The organism is Pseudomonas sp. NPDC088368 (assembly GCF_044753445.1).
Lineage (GTDB): Bacteria > Pseudomonadota > Gammaproteobacteria > Pseudomonadales > Pseudomonadaceae > Aquipseudomonas > Aquipseudomonas bambusae.
Genome location: NZ_JBIVNG010000001.1, coordinates 136,713 through 153,413, shown reverse-complemented (window position 1 = coordinate 153,413; position 16,701 = coordinate 136,713). Strand labels below are relative to the sequence as shown.

Here is a 16,701-nt window from a genome sequence, read left to right as displayed (position 1 = left end):
GGACGAACGTGGGCTTATCAGCTCGACTGTTGCGTCCGCGGCAGTTTTCGCGCCTCACAAGGAGTGCATGCAGTGAAGTATTTCTACCCCGGCAGACTGACCGTGCTGGCGCTGGCGGTCGCCTTGAGCAGTTGCGCCTCCATGGACCAGGCGGGCCGAGATTATGGAACCATGATCGGCTGCGCAGGCGGCGCACTGTTGGGAGCGGGTTTGGTGTATGCCGCCACCGGTAACGCGGGCAAGGCTGTTGCGGGTGGCGTGGTCGGCGGTGCGGCAGGCTGTGCGGTTGGCTATGTATGGCAGAACCGTCTTCAAGAACTGGAGCGCATCGCGAAAGAAGAAAACCTGAAGATGCAGATAGACACGCTTCAGGCCCAAGCGCCCGCGCAGACGGGCAAGCCGGCAACAACGACGGATGCAGGTATCGTCGCTCAGGTCGAGGATCAGGGCATGTTCGCGACCGGCAGCGATCAACTGACCACGGACGGCTTGCGCCAGGTACGCAAACTCGCCCTTGCCTTCAAGCCGGCGGACGGTCAAGCCACCTCAACGCCCCAAGCGATTCTGGTGGTAGGCCATACCGACGCGACTGGCTCCCCCGAATACAATCAGCAATTGTCCGAAAGACGAGCCAGAAGCGTCGGAAAGGTGCTGGCGGAAGCAGGCATTCCGGCCAAGAATCTGTACTTCCAAGGCGTCGGAGCTGCACGACCTCTGGCCGATAACACGACGACCGAAGGACGCGCGCAGAACCGCCGTGTGGAAATTGCGCAACTGGAATCCACTGCTCTGCTGGAGCAGCGGGTCAAACAAGAACGCAGCAATCCGCGTTACCTTGCCCACGGCACGAGAACCCAAGCCGTGCCTGAAGCGAAAGTGAAAGCGCCCGCCCCCACTCCTTCAGCCAAACCCGCTTCAGCACCCGTCGAAAAAGCCGTCGCAGCAACGCCCGCAAATTTCATCGACTTCGGTGGCAGTCCCGCCAGCGCCGACACAACGCAGCTCGCGCCGTTGGTCAAGCCCATGCAGTCCAGTGGTTTCACCCTGATCAGCAAAGCCAACGCCAGCGCTCCGGTCGCCAGCTGTGACTCTGACCGCCCGCGCGTGATGGGCGCTGTGAAGAACCTGGCGAGCGGTCAGGAACTTGCGGACCACGACACTTCGGATTATCTGCCCGGCTACAACAGCAGGGTCTGGGCCAACACGGTCAACGGCAATTTGGTGACCATTACGCCGATCGCTGTCTTGCGCAATAACGCCGAGATTGCCAAACAGCCAAGGGTCCAGCTGGTTAAAGACTACGACCAGAACAAGAAGGGCAAGCCCACCACACTCAATGCCGTCGCCAATACGTTCGAAGGGCAGGACACCGTGCTGTATCGCGTGTTTGTCGATGACGCACAGGCGCCCGTGAGCTGCATGGACGTCGTGCTTGAAAAGTTCGGCAGCAAAGCCGTAGACGGCAAGCTGTTTTACGACAAGACCGGTGAAAGCTACGTCGCCAAATTCGTGCCTGTCCGCACCTGACGCACGCACTATTCGAGGAAAATCATGGAACAGTTTTCGATGGACAGTCTGACAGCCTTTCTCGCGCTGCACCGCGTGGCGGTCGCTGTCATTTTAATCACCATGGTGTTGATGGTCGCCATCAAGATCTGGTGGGCCAAGGTCAGTTACTTCTACATGAACGTGGCCTACACCTTCCCCGCCCTGGGTCGTATCAGCCGATGGGCGAGCAAGCCGCCGATCACCAACGCCGATGGCTGGATGGACAGTGAAACGCGCCTGTGCGCCGACTACTACGCGTACTACCAGGAGCTGAATAAAAGCCCTGACTTCTACGACAAGTGCCGCGATTACCTGAACAAGGTGCATGAGACCGGCCGTCGCGAAAAAGGCTTTCTGATGTGGATGCTCATCATTGGCCTGATCTTCTTCGAGGCTGTGGGCTTCGCGTACGTGCTCGCCCCTTTCATGGTGCAGAACATTTCGGCGAACGTTGCAGGCATGCTCGCCTGGTTCACGGCCTTCCTGCTCTCGGTGGCAGCGGTGTTCTTCACTGAAATGGCCGGCCGCGAAATGCACCACAGCAGCCTGATCACCAAGATCCGTACCTGGTACGAGCAGTCGCGCACACCGCGCGATCTTGAGGCTGACACCAAGGTAGACATCGACAACACATACCGTGACGACGATGAACCCAACTATTTGAAAGTCCTCAACCGCACCGATCACAATGCTCGCGTCACTCCCAAATACACCTGGACGACAGTGTGTCTGATTTATGTGCTGGCCATCGCCGTCGGTGCATTCGTCATTCGAAATTACAGCCTCAAATCGATGGAAGTCGATCTGGTGAGCAACCCTGATGTGTTCAGCCAGACCCAAGGCGCGAGCGGCAAATTGCCGGACTCGCCTTTCGAGCTGCCAGCGGAAAGCGTGCAGGAAAACCAGGCGGCCGATCATGCGTCGGCACAAGACAAAATGGAGGCCATTCGCGCAGCCTCACTGACGACGTACATCATCCTTTCGGTGATTTTCCTGGGCATTCAGGGCGTCGGCATTGTGCTGTCCAATCGGTTCTCCTTTGCAGGCAAGCAGTCGGGTCAGGCTTGGCACTACACCCGAGGCTTCAACAATGCAGAAGAGTTCGCCGCGCACTTCCAGAACCTGCGTGAGCGGGTGGCACGAGATGCGCAAGCCAAACTGACCTCGTTGCAAAGCCGGTTGGCCAACCGCATTACCACCTCCGGGCACGAGCGTGAGCATTTGCTCAAGGGCTTCGGTCATCGTAATTTCGACGCCTACGTCGGCAAGCGCCACGAAGACTTCCGCAAAAGCGACGACAGCCGTCTGGAACAGGAGCGCCTGCGCCGTGAACAGATTGGCGCAGACCAGGCCAGCGCCCGGGCAAGAGCCAGGCCTCTGGCGAGCGCAGCGCCCGCAGAGCCGGTCGTGAGCGCGGCGATCGAGACACCCCAACCTGCCGTTGCTCCGGTGAAAGCAGGCCTTGGGCTGGACCCTGACGATTTCGACGATTTGACCGACTTCGACGATGACGAACTGACCTTCCTGGCCGGCAAGTTTCACGTCACGCTCGATCAGCTGAAAAAGGTCCAGAAGCTGCAACGGATGGCCGCCAAGGCGGGCCGAACCCAGCAGGAGGTCTGACATGAAGTGGCGCACCCTACTCGCGTGCACGGGCGTGCTCTGCAGCGCATTGAACGCGCACGCAGCCGAGCGCAACGATCTGCCCAGCTGTTACGACTTCGCCAAACTGAGCCAATACCGGCCAGCACCGTCGGGACGTGAGCTGATCATCATCGTTGACCAGACCGTGCAATTGCCAAAGGAGTTGAAAGACTCCACGTACAGCCACGCGCTGCGGTACGTGAAACCGGGCGACAGTGTTCGGCTGTACCAGTTTTCCGCGTACCTGCCGGGCAATTACATGAAATTGCTCTACGCCGGACAACTGGAGGGCAAACTCGATGACAAGGTGCGCGATGACATCGGCATGAATAGTCTTCGTCAGCTGGAGGGCTGCCTGGCCAAGCAGGTCGATTTTTTCCGGAAAAGCCTGGGCCAACAGATGGTGGAAAGCTTCGCCAAACCGGGAGAAGACATCGCCAAAAGCGAGATTTTCTTCAGCCTCAAGCAGATAGGCGAGGACATCTCGGCGCGTCCTGCCCCTGAGAAAGTCGTGCTTCTGGTCTCGGATATGTTGGAGAACAGTGACTTTGGGAGCTTCTACGCCAACAATCAGATCCGCGCCCTCGACCCGGCGGCGGAGCTGAAGAAAGTTGAGCAGAAAAAGCTGTTCGCCGATCTGGGGGGCGCCAAGGTTTACGTGCTGGGGGCCGGGTTGGTACCCAGCTCAGCCAAGAACGGATATCGCTCCGGTAACACGGTGCAGAAGCTCGAATCCTTCTGGACCCAATACCTGACCCACTCCAATGCACAACTGCTCAGCTTCGGTGCACCGTCCCTGACCGTAGACCTGCAATAGCCCGCATTTCACCTCGCGCCGACGCCCGTCGGCGCGACCTCCCTCCCCTCCCATGGCTCCCAACAATTCATCCGCACACGCTGCAAATCCCCCGTTCTCAACTAGCCTTACCAATGACTGATCCAAAGCGAATTGGCCGTACGCTCAACCCTCGCTGATCGGATAAAAATAACAATGAAAGATCCCTATGCATTCGGGTTTTACTGCGCGTTGTTTGCGCTGGCAGCGATGACCGGCGCTGTCTTCTACGAGTCCTATACCGGGGCCGGTGTGTCCGGATCGGCCCGCGCCTATGACGTCATCAATTCCTGCTCCGCGCTGGTGCAAGCGCTGGCCGCCATCGGCCTGGTCGGCTTGGCGTTCAAGGCCTATCGGGCCTGGAAAAACGAGATCATCCACAATAAGGCCCTGGGCATCATCTGGGACGCAAACGTGGCGTTTCGTGAGATTGAGCTGAGTTTCAACGAATGGTTCTTCGGACCAAATGCGGTGGACAAGGCCAACAGCGAAGGCTCGCGGATCACGTCGCTGTTAGCCGCGAGCCCCTTCGGCGCCAGCCTGCGCAGCTTCAAGAAGCAGTGCATTCTCATCGACAAGGTGGTGATCAAGGACGACTGGCAATGGGTCAATCATGCGACGGAGCTGGACATGCTGGCGCGGGTGTTGAGCATGGATGCGTTTCGCCCGACCACCCGCACCAAGGAGACCGCGAATATCATTGATTTCCTGTACTCGCGTGAAGGCGAAGCGTTGAAGCGCACCCAGGCAGAATGGGAAATGTTGATGAAGGTCATCGAAAAAGACCTTGCTGCACTGGAGGCCGAGTTCAGCGAGTGACCCTCACCGCTCGCCGGCAAAGATGATAGAACTGTTGGCCTCTCGCCTGGGTCGAACGGCATGCCTTCCGCCGGATGCTCCTGCGGCAAGTTCTTTGTATCGGGGCCGCTGCTTCCTATGTTCGAACACATCGACATCAATTATCTGCTGGTCAACTACGGCTATTGGGCAGTGTTCATCGGTTGTCTGCTGGAAGGCGAAACCATCCTGATTCTCGGCGGGCTCGCGGCGCACCAAACGTCGCTGCGACTGCTCGATGTGATTGCTGTCGCCACGTTGGGGGGCATGTTGGGCGACCAGATTCTGTTCTGGACCGGGCGATATTTCGGGCCCCGAATTTTGCCCAAGCTGCATCGACAGCAAGCGACCATCGACCGCGTGTCAGGGCTGATCGAGCGCTACCCCACGGCGTCGATCTTCTCAGTACGCTTTCTCTACGGCATGCGTCTAGTAGGGCCGCTGGTGATTGGTGCAAGCCGCCTGTCACCGATCCGCTTTTCGCTGGTCAACCTGCTCGGCGCTGCGGTCTGGGCAACGCTGTTCGTGATGGGCGGGTATTGGGCGGGCGAAGCGCTGGAGAACCTGCTCGGCAACCTGAAGCCCTATCGCCTGCCGATCTTTGCCGGCGTCGTCGTGCTAGCGGCGGGCGTGGCGTGGTATCGGCATCATCGGGCGAAGGTTCGGGTGGGGCGGTCACAGGCTGAGTGAACCGAGGCTTCCTTTCCCGTGCTCGCGCTTTTATAACGGGATACCAACAACGGATCCTCAGGATTAACGCAATGAACAAACACAGCCCCGCCGCCCTGTTAATCATCCTGCTTACCGCCGCTCAGGCCCACGCCGACGAGCGGGTATCGCACCTGGACGCGATTCAGCAGAAAGGCGAGCTGGCGGTCTGCACCACTGGGGATTACAAGCCTTACACGTTTCTCAACGCCGACGGGCAATACGAAGGCATCGACATCGAATTGGTCCAGTCGCTCGCGCAAAGTCTGGGCGTGAAGGTGCAGTGGGTCCCAACCACCTGGAAAACACTGATGACGGACTTCACAGCAGGCAAGTGCGACGTGGCAGTAGGCGGGATTTCGGTGACGCTGGAGCGGCAGAAAAAAGCGTTTTTCAGTGACACGCTGGATGTAGACGGGAAGGTGCCGCTGGTACGTTGCGAGGACGAGGCGAAGTACCAGACGCTCGATCAGATCAATCAACCCAACGTACGTTTGATCGAGCCTCAAGGCGGGACCAACGAGGCGTTCGCCCACGCGTTTTTGCCCAAGGCCGCGCTGGCGTTCCACGACAACAAAACCATCTTCCAGCAGTTGCTCGACGGCAAGGCCGACGTGATGATCACCGACGCGTCCGAGGCGCTGTATCAGCAGAAGCGCCTGCCGGGTCTGTGCACGGTCAATCCGTCGCGCTACATGCAATACGGCGAGAAGGCGTATCTGTTGCCCCGCGATGACGTCAGTTGGAAGGCTTACGTCGATCAGTGGCTGCACTTGTCCAAAGCCACCGGTGCGTATCAGAAGGTCGTAGCGGAATGGTTGGCAGTGCCTGCGCCTTAGGCGTCCAAGACGCACATGTTCTAATTGCTCACCCTCTGGCGATTCAGCATCATGCCGGAACCCACTTCGGCGAAGGACCCGGCCGCATTCATGAAGCCCAGCAAAAGCATTACCCGCGCGTTTTGTGTCGAGTTGCAGCAGGAGCTGTCCATCGTGGCGGCGCGACGCGAGTATTTTTCTCAGGAACCGCCTCGGGCGCGCTTCAATTTCCTGTGCTCGTCCGAAGCCTGCCGCGCGCAGGGCGTGAAGATCACCGGGGTGCGGTATGACGTGAAACCCCAAGAAAATCCTACGTTCGTCTCCGCGCATTTCAGGGCCAATTCCAACTACGAGCATCACGTCGATTGCGAATGGGTGGACGAGGCCGATACCGGTGACGATAAACCCGAGGCCCCCGAAACGGAGTCGGAAACGGCCCTGCGCAAGGTCAAGCGTAAGCTGGACGACTACATCGATGTGTTCGATCCCGCACCCAAGGAGCGGGCAAAGTCTGAGTCATTGTCTGCCAAGCCCGACGAGGCTCTGGAAGAAAAGCCTGCTGAAATCACGCCTGTGTCTGACACGCCGAAAAGCAAACCGCTCACCGAAACCCGCACCAACAATCTGGAGCGTCTGGTGGACAGTTTCCGCCAGGCTCAGGCGCAGCTCACTAAAGAAGAGTTCGCATTGCTGACCTTGCGTATCCCTGGTCAGGGCGAGGTATCGCTGCGCTCGTACTTCCGCCACATCAAGTTCGCACAACTGGGTGACGAGCGACGGGTGTTGTATGGGGGCGGCCTGGTTGAGCGTTACGGGACGGGGTTCAAGTTCAAATTCTTTGACCGGCTCCAGGGCAAGCTCGTCACGCTGTACGTGTCGCCTGCGCAGATGCAGGCGTACCGATCCAGCCGTTACATCAGCGAGTTGCTGAGCCACGCTGAGGAGGTGCGATTCTTCACGGTATTCGCGTTGGGCACGCTGGCTGCCAGCCCTTCTGGCAAAAGCGTCAGCGTGGAGATCGACGACTTGCGGCACCTTGCGATCGTGTTGGGTCCTGCGAAAGCGGCCAATAGCGACGAGCGCACGCCTCCCACACCGGCATGACGTGTCGGCGCTCGCAGATCAGGCGACGCCGCGGGTGCTGATGTAATCCAGGAACGCATCCAGATCAGAACCGGACAGCATCCGGGCGACGGACTTCACTTCCTCCATCGGCCAATCCCACCACGCCGCCTGCAAGAGTTGGTCACGAACGCCTTCTTCAAAACGCCAACGGATGAACTTGCATGGGTTGCCCCCGACCACCGCGAAGGGCGGCACGTCTCGCGTAACCACCGCGCCAGCTGCGACGATGGCACCGTGACCAATGGTGACGCCCGAGAGAATGGTCGCCCCCGCGCAGATCCAGCAGTCACTGCCGATGACCACGTCGCCTTTGCTGGGCGCGTAATCCTTGATGTCTTCCAGACCGCTCATCATGGCAGGGAATGGATAGGTGGTCAGCCAATCGGTGCGATGCTCGCCACCCAGCAGAATCTTCACTCCCGCCGCAATCGAGCTGTACGAGCCAATGCGCAGGATCGTGTCGTCACCGAACTCGAACACTTCCGGAATACCGTACGTTCCCGTGCCCACCACGTACTTCGGGTAATGCAGTCGGATTTTTTCAGCGGCACGTTCGAGTTTGTCCAGGCTGCGCAGGTGCTTTCTGGTTTTACGGGTCTTGAGCAGTTCGAGGAATTTCATGCGGGGTCCGTGAACGAGAGCAGGCACGCGGGAAAAGGATCAGCTGCTCTGGCGGTGCAGCAACAGGCGCTTGAAGCGGCGGAAAGTGGTCTTGTTGAATTGCCGGAAGGGAATGGAGCGCAACAGGGTCCACGCGTACTTCTTGTCGCTGACCACTGCATATTTCAACGCCTTGTTGATGATCGCGGTCAGTCCCCGGCTGTAAGCAGGGTGAGTGCGATACGGGGCAATGGTGCGCATGTCGGCGTCAAGCAGCACCTTGTAGCGGCGCGACAGGTTGTTAGGGTGACGACGATAGCGCGTGACACTGACCGGCAGCACATGAACCTCATAGCCCTTGCTGGCGATTCTGAGGGTCATCTGGAAATCCTGTACCCGAATCTCGGGGTCGTAGAAATCCACGGCCCGTAGGGCGTCCATGCGGTACAGAGACACAGGGGCGCCAACCACGACGGCGTCGCCAAGGATTTCATCGAAAGTGAGTTTCTTGATGCCCGACAGCTTTTGCGTCTTGGTGTCGTTGCCGTCCGAATCCATGTAGATGATCAGCGCGCCCACACAACCGACTTCCGGGTGCTGATTCAAGTAGTCGGCGCGCAACCGCACAGACGACGGCAACATGATGTCATCGAGGTCCGGTGTGCACACGTATTCGCCACGGGCGTGACTGAGGCCGTGATTCAACGCAGCGCTGACGCCCTGATTGGCCTGAGAGTAGAGCTGGAAATCGTAACGGGCTTGCAGCGCCTGCAACATGGCAACACTGTTATCGCTCGAACCGTCATCGACGATGATGACTTCGAAGTTCTGATAATCCTGAGCGAAGATGCTGGCGATGGCGGCGTCCAGATACTTTTCTGCGTTGTAGCAGGGCGCAATGATCGATACCAGGGGCATCGAGTCATTCTTGGGCCGGATTTCTGGAGTGATTTGGTCAGTCATAATTCTGTTTGTTGTGTCTCTACGACTGGATCGAAGGCATTTCGCTACGATCCTTGTACAAAACAGACACATGATGCGGCAAAGCGAAGGCTTTTGTCATGGCTGAATAGCCTCTGCCTGCGCAAAAAATCGGATTGGTCCTACCTCAGTCGGTAATGTCTCCCTGACAGCTGCCTCTGATCGCCCAATAAAAAACCCCGTGGTTCTCGCGAAGCACGGGGTCTTTCATAACTGCGGTCGGGCGGCTAAGGAGCTGCGTACGTAATCAGCAATTCCTTAGTTACCTGAAAATCCAGCGACATGGCCACGCTCAGAGCAGTGATCGTGAAGATGGAGAACACGAACAGCTTGCGTGCCCAAACGGTGTCATCCTTGGCCTTGTAACCTGTCCAGGCCATGTACAACCAGTACATGCCCATCGCAGCCGCGACGGCCAGGTAATTGAGCCCGGCGTAACCGCCGAAGGTCAACATCAAGGTCGCCAACAAGAAGGCCAGGATGTAGATCAGAATATGCCGCTTGGCCACCCGAATGCCGCGCTTGACCGGAAGAACCGGAATCGAGGCAGCCAGGTAGTCGTTGAAGCGGAAGATCGCGATCGCATACGAATGAGGCATCTGCCACAGGCTGAACATGACCAGCAAGGTCAGTGCAGCGAGGTCGAAGCTGTTGCTCACGGCGACGTAGCCAATGACCGGTGGCATTGCCCCGGAGAGGCTGCCGACCAGCGTGCCGTGAACGGATTTGCGTTTCAGGTACAGGCTGTAGAAGCCGACATAAATCACGAAACCGATCACAGCGAACAGAGCCGCCAGTGCGTTGGCCTTGAAGTACAGCAGGCCGACGCCCACCACACCCAGCACCGTCGCATAGGCCAGGGCAAGCTTCAGCGAAACCAGCCCCTGCACCAGCACACGATTACGGGTGCGCTCCATCTTCAGGTCGATGTCGCGGTCGATGCAGTTGTTGAAAACACAACCGGATGCGACGACCAGCGACGTACCAATCATTGCAACAAGGAACAGGCCGAAATCGACATGCCCCTTGGATGCGAGGAAAAAGCCACCAGCCACCGAAAGCACGTTACCGAAAATGATCCCCGGTTTGGTGATTTGGATAAAGTGCTTCAGTGACATCAGGGTTTCCTCACTTCGCCATCATGAAGGTGTGAATGCTGAACATGATCCAGACACTCAAACCGACCAACAGCAAGATAACCAACGTTGCGAAGGCGAACGCGATCACACTGTTGCGCTGCGCCGCAGAGCGGTCCAGGTGCAGGAAGTACACGAGGTGAACCAGAACCTGCACGACAGCGAAAATCAGTACGACCCACAGGGTGGCGACTTTCGAAATGGTCGGGAACATCACCAGACCGAAAGGAATCGCGGTCAGGATGATCGACAGTACGAAACCGATCATGTACGACTTGAAGCTACCGTGGCTCGCATCGTCGTGAGAATGATGTGAATTAGCCATTTAGATGGTCCCCATCAGATAGACAACGGTGAACACACAGATCCAGACCACGTCCAGGAAGTGCCAGAACAGGCTGAGCATGCTGAGGCGAGTCTGGTTGGTCGACGTCAGGCCGTGTTTGCTGACGTGATACATCATGATCGCCATCCAGATCAGACCGCTGGTCACGTGCAGACCGTGGGTACCGACCAGCGTGAAGAACGCCGACAGGAAACCGCTGCGGTTAGGGCCGTAGCCTTCTTCGATCAGCATGTGGAATTCATTGACTTCCATGCCGATGAAGCCCAGACCGAACAGGAAGGTGATGAACAACCAACCCAGCACGCCAGCCTTGTTACCTTTGTGCATCGCCAGCATGGCGAAGCCGTAGGTGATCGAGCTGAGCAACAGGCAGGCAGTTTCGCCGAGCACATAAGGCAATTCGAAGATGTCGTGGCCCGAAGGACCGCCGGCAACGTTGTTCACCAGCACTGCATAGATTGCGAAGATCGACGCAAACAGAATGCAGTCGGTCATCAGGTAGATCCAGAAGCCGTAGATCTTCATCTCGCCGGCATCGTGATGATCATGGGCGTGGTCATGATCGTGATCGTGACCTTTCGCCCCTTCAAATACTAAGTTCGACATTGTTTATGCCTGCTCCAGCTTGTTGACAGGAGAGTTCGCCTGGGCAGCGCGCACCGAGGCCAGGATCTTGTGTTGCTCGCCTTCGACACGTGCCACTTCCGAAGCAGGAACCATGTAGCCCTGATCATCACGTGCAGTATGGATCACGAGGTAAACGACAGTGCCTACCAGGCTTGCGATTGCCAGCCACCAGATGTGCCAGATCATCGCGAAACCAAAGACGGTCAGCAGACCACCCATGATCATGCCGGTCGCGGTGTTGTGCGGCATGTGGATGTCGTTGTACTTGGCCGGAACCTTGTACGCCTCGCCATCACGCTTGGCAGCATAGAACGCGTCGATCTCGTCAGCCTTTGGCAGCTCTGCGAAGTTATAGAACGGCGGCGGCGAAGACGTGGACCATTCCAGGGTGTGGCCATTCCATGGGTCACCGGTCAGGTCACGGTTCTGCTCGCGATCACGGATACTGACGTAGATCTGGATCAGCTGGCAGGCGATACCGACTGCGATCAGCGCAGCGCCCCAGAAGGCAACGTGCAGGTAAGGTGTCCAGTCTGGGTTATCAGTGGTGTTCAGACGACGGGTCATGCCCATGAAGCCCAGAGCGTAAAGCGGCATGAATGCCACGTAGAAGCCCGAGATCCAGAACCAGAACGCTGCCTTGCCCCACTTCTCGTTCAGCTTGAAGCCGAACGCTTTAGGGAACCAGAACGCGAAGCCGGCGATGTAACCGAATACCGCGCCACCGATGATCACGTTGTGGAAGTGCGCGATCACGAACAGGCTGTTGTGCAGAACGAAGTCAGCACCCGGAATGGCCAGCAGTACGCCGGTCATGCCACCGATGGAGAAGGTGATCATGAAGCCCAGAGTCCAGAGCACTGGCGCGTCGAAGCGCAGACGGCCCTGGTAGATCGTGAACAGCCAGTTGAACAGTTTCACACCCGTCGGGATCGAAATCAGCATCGTCGCCAGACCGAAGAAGGCGTTAACGCTCGCACCCGAACCCATGGTGAAGAAGTGGTGCAGCCATACCATGAAGCCCAGCACCGAGATCGCGCCGGAGGCGTAGATCATCGAGTGGTGGCCGAACAGGCGCTTGCCGGTGAACGTCGAGATGACTTCGGAGAAGACACCGAACGCCGGGAGAATCAGGATGTACACCTCAGGGTGACCCCACGCCCAGAACAGGTTCACGTACATCATCGGGTTACCACCCAATTCGTTCGTGAAGATGTGGAAGTCGAGGTAACGGTCGAGGGTCAGGAATGCCAGGGTGCCGGTCAGGATCGGGAACGAAGCCACGATCAGGACGTTGGCCCAGGTGCAGGTCCAGGTAAAGATCGGCATGTCCATCAGCTTCATGCCCGGAGTGCGCATTTTCAGAACGGTAACCAGGAAGTTAACGCCCGTCAGTGTCGTACCCAAGCCGGATAGCTGTAGCGCCCAGATGTAGTAGTCCACGCCCACGCCAGGGCTGTAGCCCAGCTCGGACAGCGGTGGATAGGCAACCCAGCCAGTGCGTGCGAATTCCCCGACACCCAAGGACACGTTCACCAGAACCACGCCAGAGATCAGCAGGTACAGGGACAGCGAGTTCAGGAACGGGAACGCAACGTCGCGAGCGCCGATCTGCAGAGGCAGAACGATGTTCATCAGACCGGTGAAGAATGGCATCGCCATGAAGATGATCATGATCACACCGTGAGCGGTGAAGATCTGGTCATAGTGTTCAGGCGGCAGGTAGCCAGGCGAACCTTCAGTGGCCAGGGCCAACTGGGAACGCATCATGATGGCGTCGGCAAAACCACGCAGCAGCATGACCATGGCGATGACGATGTACATCACACCGATTTTCTTGTGGTCGACGGAGGTCAGCCACTCGGTGTACAGGTAGGTCCACTTCTTGAAATACGAGATCAGACCGACAACCGCCGCACCGCCGATAGCGATCATCGCGAGCGTGATCATGACTATCGGTTCGTGAAACGGAACCGCGTCTAGAGTTAATTTACCAAACATCGTTTACTCCTCTGCCTCAGCAGCTGAATGCTTACCCATGTCCATCCCTTCCATACCGGCCACTTCTTTCTTCTCGTGGACAATCTTGCCCGGCTTCATACCTTCATATTTGTCGATGATGATCTGAAACAGGTTAGGAGTGACCGTGGAGTAGAGTTCAACGGGGTTACGTTCGCTAGGTTTGGCCAGAGCGGTGTACTCAGCCGTTGCCAGCTGTTTAGGTGAATTCTTGACATCGGCTACCCAGGCGTCGAAACCAGCCTGATCGGTCGCGGTTGCCGTGAATTTCATGCCGGTGAAACCTGCGCCGCTGTAGTTCGCGGAGATGCCGTCGAAATCGCCTTTCTCGTTGGCGATCAAGTGCAGCTTGGTCTGCATGCCGGCCATCGCGTAGATCTGGCCGCCCAGTGCAGGGATGAAGAACGAGTTCATGACCGAATCAGAGGTGATGCGGAAATTGAGCGGAGTATTGGCCGGGAAGACGATCTTGTTGACGGTGGCGATACCCTGGTCCGGGTAGATGAACAGCCATTTCCAGTCAAGCGCAACCACTTCGATGGTCAGGGGCTTCACGTCGGACTCAAGTGGACGGTATGGGTCCAGCGCGTGAGTAGACTTGTAGGTCACATAGCCCAGCACGATGATGATGGCCAGCGGAACCAGCCAGACAACCAGTTCGATCTTGGTCGAATGCGCCCAGTCAGGCGTGTACGTGGCGCTCTTGTTCGTCGCGCGATACTTCCAGGCGAAGATGATGGTCATGAAGATGACCGGCACCACCACCAGCAGCATGAGCAAGGTTGCAGTGATGATCAGATCACGCTCTTGCACGCCGACATGGCCCTTGGGGTCCAGCAGGGTGTAATCGCACCCGCTGAGCAGGAGCATGCTGAAAAGGGCCAAGAAGCCAAAAAACCTGGGGTACCTTTTTTTACTCATCTCACGACCTCTAAAAGCAGCTTTCGCATCGCAGTTGGGTTTCGACCGCCAACACTTCACCCTGCCAGGTGCTGGCAAATTCTTTGGATTGAACAGGGGCCTGTCAGGAAGCGTTTGGCCTCGTAACAAATCCAGGTTTAGCTGTGGTTTCTTATTCGAATGGTGGCAACCGCCGACGCGGTCCAAATCCCTTGGCGCAGACATTCAGAATTTGACTCAAGAGGCCATCCAAACGGCGTCTACAAAAGGGGCAAAACCCCTTCCCGACCTCGATTTACGCCGTCCATACGTGATGGGGGGCGTTAAGTGGGGGCGATTGTAGATACGTAAAGTTTTATTGACTATGAGTTTCTGCGCAACAGTTAATTTCCGGATATGTAAGAATGCGCGCATATGTCGCACCCTTCAAACCCGGAAAGGCCCCAAATTTCCTAAAGCATTTGAGGCATTCTTTTCCGCAACACTTTGTAATCAACGCGCTTTCATACGGTTCCGAATGATGCCGACCGGTACCAGAATTACGGTGAGAACGAAAGCGATCAATGCCCATTGGGCAAGCGACAGTCCCAAGACTGGCGGATATGGCGTCTCACAGAAGCCTGCCACTTGGAAACCCAGCGGAAACAGTGAGGCCAGGGGCAAACCGTCCACGATCGGTTGCAGTATGTCGATGCCGCAGCTCTCGGTCGGATGGGTCTGAATCCAGACGTGACGTCCCGCAGCGACCACACCGCCGATCGCGCTGAGTGTGACCAACACTTCACAAATGCTCAGGCTTACGCGTCCACGCATGGCGGCGCCGATGAAGGCAAAAATCGCGATGAACAGCAGCGCATAGCGTTGCAGGATGCACAGCGGACAAGGCGCTTCGCCCAGCACCACCTGCATGTACAGCGCCCCGCCGATCAGCGCCAGGCAAATGATGCCCAGCAAAACCAGAAACTGCTTTTCGCGCCGCAGGTAAAACATCTCGTCAGTCATTCACATACCCTTTGAATGTGGTGTCCATCCAGATCGAAGATCTGCCTTGTTGCGTGCCCCGGGTGCCCGGAAAGCCGGCAATTCTACCATCGTCGCAGCCGCACGCCGGTGCAGATGGTGAACACATCTGCATTAGCCGAACATTAACCCTGGCACGGGTCAGCCAACGGTCACCTTCTCCAGATCCTTCTATATATAGAAGCGTGCGACGCTTTGCCGCAGGGGCAGATCGCCGCACCCTTCCTTATATATAGAAGGCTGCGTCTATTTGTCGCAGCAGCCAAGGGTCATTCGAGTGCTGAAGCCGGACCGAAGAACTCGTAACGCGCCTGGTCATCCGGAACACCTGCCGCCTTCAATTGGCGCTTCACTGCCGCCATGAACCCTTTTGGCCCCAGGAAGTACGCATCCAGATCGCGGTCCTCAGGCAACCACTGCTCCAGTTGCGTTTGATCCAGCAGGCCGACCGCGTGAGCGCCCGGGCTGACGCCGTCGTCCTCGTTGTAGAGGTAGAACCGTTTCAATTGAGGGTGCTTGCTTGCCAGCCCCTCGATCCAGTCGCGGAACGCGTGAACCGAGCCATTGCGCGCGCAGTGGATGAAATGGATTGGGCGCTGCGTTTCCAGCGCCGCCTGCAGCATGGCCAGGGTCGGTGTGATGCCCACGCCCCCACTGATCAGCACCAGCGGCTTGTCGCTGTGCGCCAGGGTGAACTCCCCCGAAGGCGGGAAGAGGCTGATGCTGTTCCCCACCTGCACTTCGTCATGCAGGTAGTTGGAGGCACGACCGCCAGGCTCGCGCTTCACGCTGATGCGGTACTGATTGTTGCCGGCCCGCGCAGACAATGAGTAGTTACGGCGGATCTCATCGCCGTTCAGGAACAGCTGCATACCGATGTACTGACCGGGGGTGAAGTCGAGGATCGGCTGACCATCCGCGGGCGCGAAGTAGAACGATGTAATCTCGGCACTTTCGGCGACTTTGTTGACGACTTTGAACTCCCGGGCACCCCGCCAGCCGCCAACGGCCAAGGCTTTTTCCTCGTAGATGTTTTCTTCGGCGCCAATCAGAATGTCAGCCAACTGCCCGTAGGCCCGTCCCCAGGCAGCGATGACCTCGTCCGTCGCGATTTCCGCACCCAGCACTTCACGGATCGCCTCCAACAGGCACTCGCCGACCAGCGGGTAATGCTCCGGCAGAATTTGCAGCGCGACGTGCTTATTGATGATCTTGGCCACTAACCCACCCAATTGATCGAGTTGGTCGATGTGCCGGGCGTACATCAACACGCCGTTGGCCAGCGCACGGGGCTGATCGCCACTCGCCTGGTGCGCCTGATTGAACAGCGGGCGGACTTGTGGGTACTTATTGAGCAGCTTTTTGTAAAAATGAGTCGTCAGGGCTTCACCGCCGCTTTCCAGCAGTGGAACGGTGGATTTGACGATGGCACGATCCGAAGCATTCAACATGACGAACTCCTGAGGCTCAATGAAAAGAAGATGCATTAGTCATATCAGGAACCGTGCCAGGTAAATTTATCAATAAATTCAACTAGATATACCAGACGTGTCTTTT

16 protein-coding genes are annotated in these 16,701 nt (G+C 57.6%); 7 read left to right on the top strand and 9 right to left on the bottom strand.

Going from position 1 to position 16,701, the window contains the following annotated elements:
• Positions 1–72 precede the first annotated feature (72 nt).
• The 7 genes from ACIQAL_RS00620 (at position 73) to ACIQAL_RS00590 (ending at position 7,494) form a co-directional block, all read left to right on the top strand.
• Complete coding sequence (locus ACIQAL_RS00620) at positions 73–1,527, top strand: OmpA family protein (RefSeq protein ID WP_401141367.1); 1,455 nt, start codon at positions 73–75, stop codon at positions 1,525–1,527.
• Between the two features lie 24 nt (positions 1,528–1,551).
• Positions 1,552–3,171 carry a hypothetical protein gene (locus tag ACIQAL_RS00615; protein WP_401141365.1) on the top strand — a complete coding sequence of 540 codons (1,620 nt, stop codon included), beginning with the start codon at positions 1,552–1,554 and terminating at the stop codon, positions 3,169–3,171.
• Between the two features lies 1 nt (position 3,172).
• Positions 3,173–4,009: a hypothetical protein gene (locus ACIQAL_RS00610; RefSeq protein WP_401141362.1), complete on the top strand. Its 837-nt coding sequence runs from the start codon at positions 3,173–3,175 to the stop codon at positions 4,007–4,009.
• A 174-nt stretch (positions 4,010–4,183) separates the two neighbouring features.
• On the top strand, positions 4,184–4,846 hold the full coding sequence (locus ACIQAL_RS00605) for a hypothetical protein (protein ID WP_401141359.1): 663 nt from the start codon (positions 4,184–4,186) through the stop codon (positions 4,844–4,846).
• A gap of 117 nt (positions 4,847–4,963) precedes the next feature.
• Positions 4,964–5,554, top strand: coding sequence for a DedA family protein (locus ACIQAL_RS00600; protein ID WP_401142361.1), 591 nt, complete (start codon positions 4,964–4,966; stop codon positions 5,552–5,554).
• Between the two features lie 71 nt (positions 5,555–5,625).
• Complete coding sequence (locus ACIQAL_RS00595; RefSeq protein WP_401141356.1) at positions 5,626–6,411, top strand: transporter substrate-binding domain-containing protein; 786 nt, start codon at positions 5,626–5,628, stop codon at positions 6,409–6,411.
• A gap of 90 nt (positions 6,412–6,501) precedes the next feature.
• A complete protein-coding gene (locus ACIQAL_RS00590) occupies positions 6,502–7,494 on the top strand; it encodes an ATPase (protein WP_401141353.1) in 993 nt (330 codons plus the stop codon).
• Positions 7,495–7,512: 18 nt separating this feature from the next.
• On the opposite strand, the gene ACIQAL_RS00585 is transcribed toward ACIQAL_RS00590, so the two are convergent.
• From ACIQAL_RS00585 to hmpA, 9 genes are all read right to left on the bottom strand, one after another.
• Complete coding sequence (locus ACIQAL_RS00585; protein ID WP_401141350.1) at positions 7,513–8,136, bottom strand: CatB-related O-acetyltransferase; 624 nt, start codon at positions 8,134–8,136, stop codon at positions 7,513–7,515.
• A 39-nt stretch (positions 8,137–8,175) separates the two neighbouring features.
• Entirely contained in the window at positions 8,176–9,033 is an 858-nt protein-coding gene (locus ACIQAL_RS00580; RefSeq protein ID WP_401141347.1) for a glycosyltransferase family 2 protein, read from the bottom strand.
• 290 nt (positions 9,034–9,323) lie between these two features.
• Positions 9,324–10,214, bottom strand: a complete 891-nt coding sequence (cyoE, locus tag ACIQAL_RS00575; RefSeq protein ID WP_166593687.1) for a heme o synthase — start codon at positions 10,212–10,214, stop codon at positions 9,324–9,326.
• A 10-nt stretch (positions 10,215–10,224) separates the two neighbouring features.
• The gene (gene cyoD, locus ACIQAL_RS00570; protein ID WP_166593688.1) at positions 10,225–10,557 is read right to left on the bottom strand and encodes a cytochrome o ubiquinol oxidase subunit IV; all 333 of its coding nucleotides are present in this window, start codon (positions 10,555–10,557) and stop codon (positions 10,225–10,227) included.
• Entirely contained in the window at positions 10,558–11,184 is a 627-nt protein-coding gene (locus tag ACIQAL_RS00565) for a cytochrome o ubiquinol oxidase subunit III (protein ID WP_166593689.1), read from the bottom strand.
• 3 nt (positions 11,185–11,187) lie between these two features.
• Positions 11,188–13,206: a cytochrome o ubiquinol oxidase subunit I gene (gene cyoB, locus ACIQAL_RS00560; RefSeq protein WP_166593690.1), complete on the bottom strand. Its 2,019-nt coding sequence runs from the start codon at positions 13,204–13,206 to the stop codon at positions 11,188–11,190.
• Between the two features lie 3 nt (positions 13,207–13,209).
• Positions 13,210–14,145, bottom strand: coding sequence for a ubiquinol oxidase subunit II (cyoA, locus tag ACIQAL_RS00555; protein WP_166593691.1), 936 nt, complete (start codon positions 14,143–14,145; stop codon positions 13,210–13,212).
• Between the two features lie 471 nt (positions 14,146–14,616).
• Positions 14,617–15,126 carry a disulfide bond formation protein B gene (locus tag ACIQAL_RS00550; RefSeq protein WP_401141342.1) on the bottom strand — a complete coding sequence of 170 codons (510 nt, stop codon included), beginning with the start codon at positions 15,124–15,126 and terminating at the stop codon, positions 14,617–14,619.
• A gap of 287 nt (positions 15,127–15,413) precedes the next feature.
• Entirely contained in the window at positions 15,414–16,595 is a 1,182-nt protein-coding gene (gene hmpA, locus ACIQAL_RS00545; RefSeq protein ID WP_401141339.1) for an NO-inducible flavohemoprotein, read from the bottom strand.
• Positions 16,596–16,701: the final 106 nt, after the last annotated feature.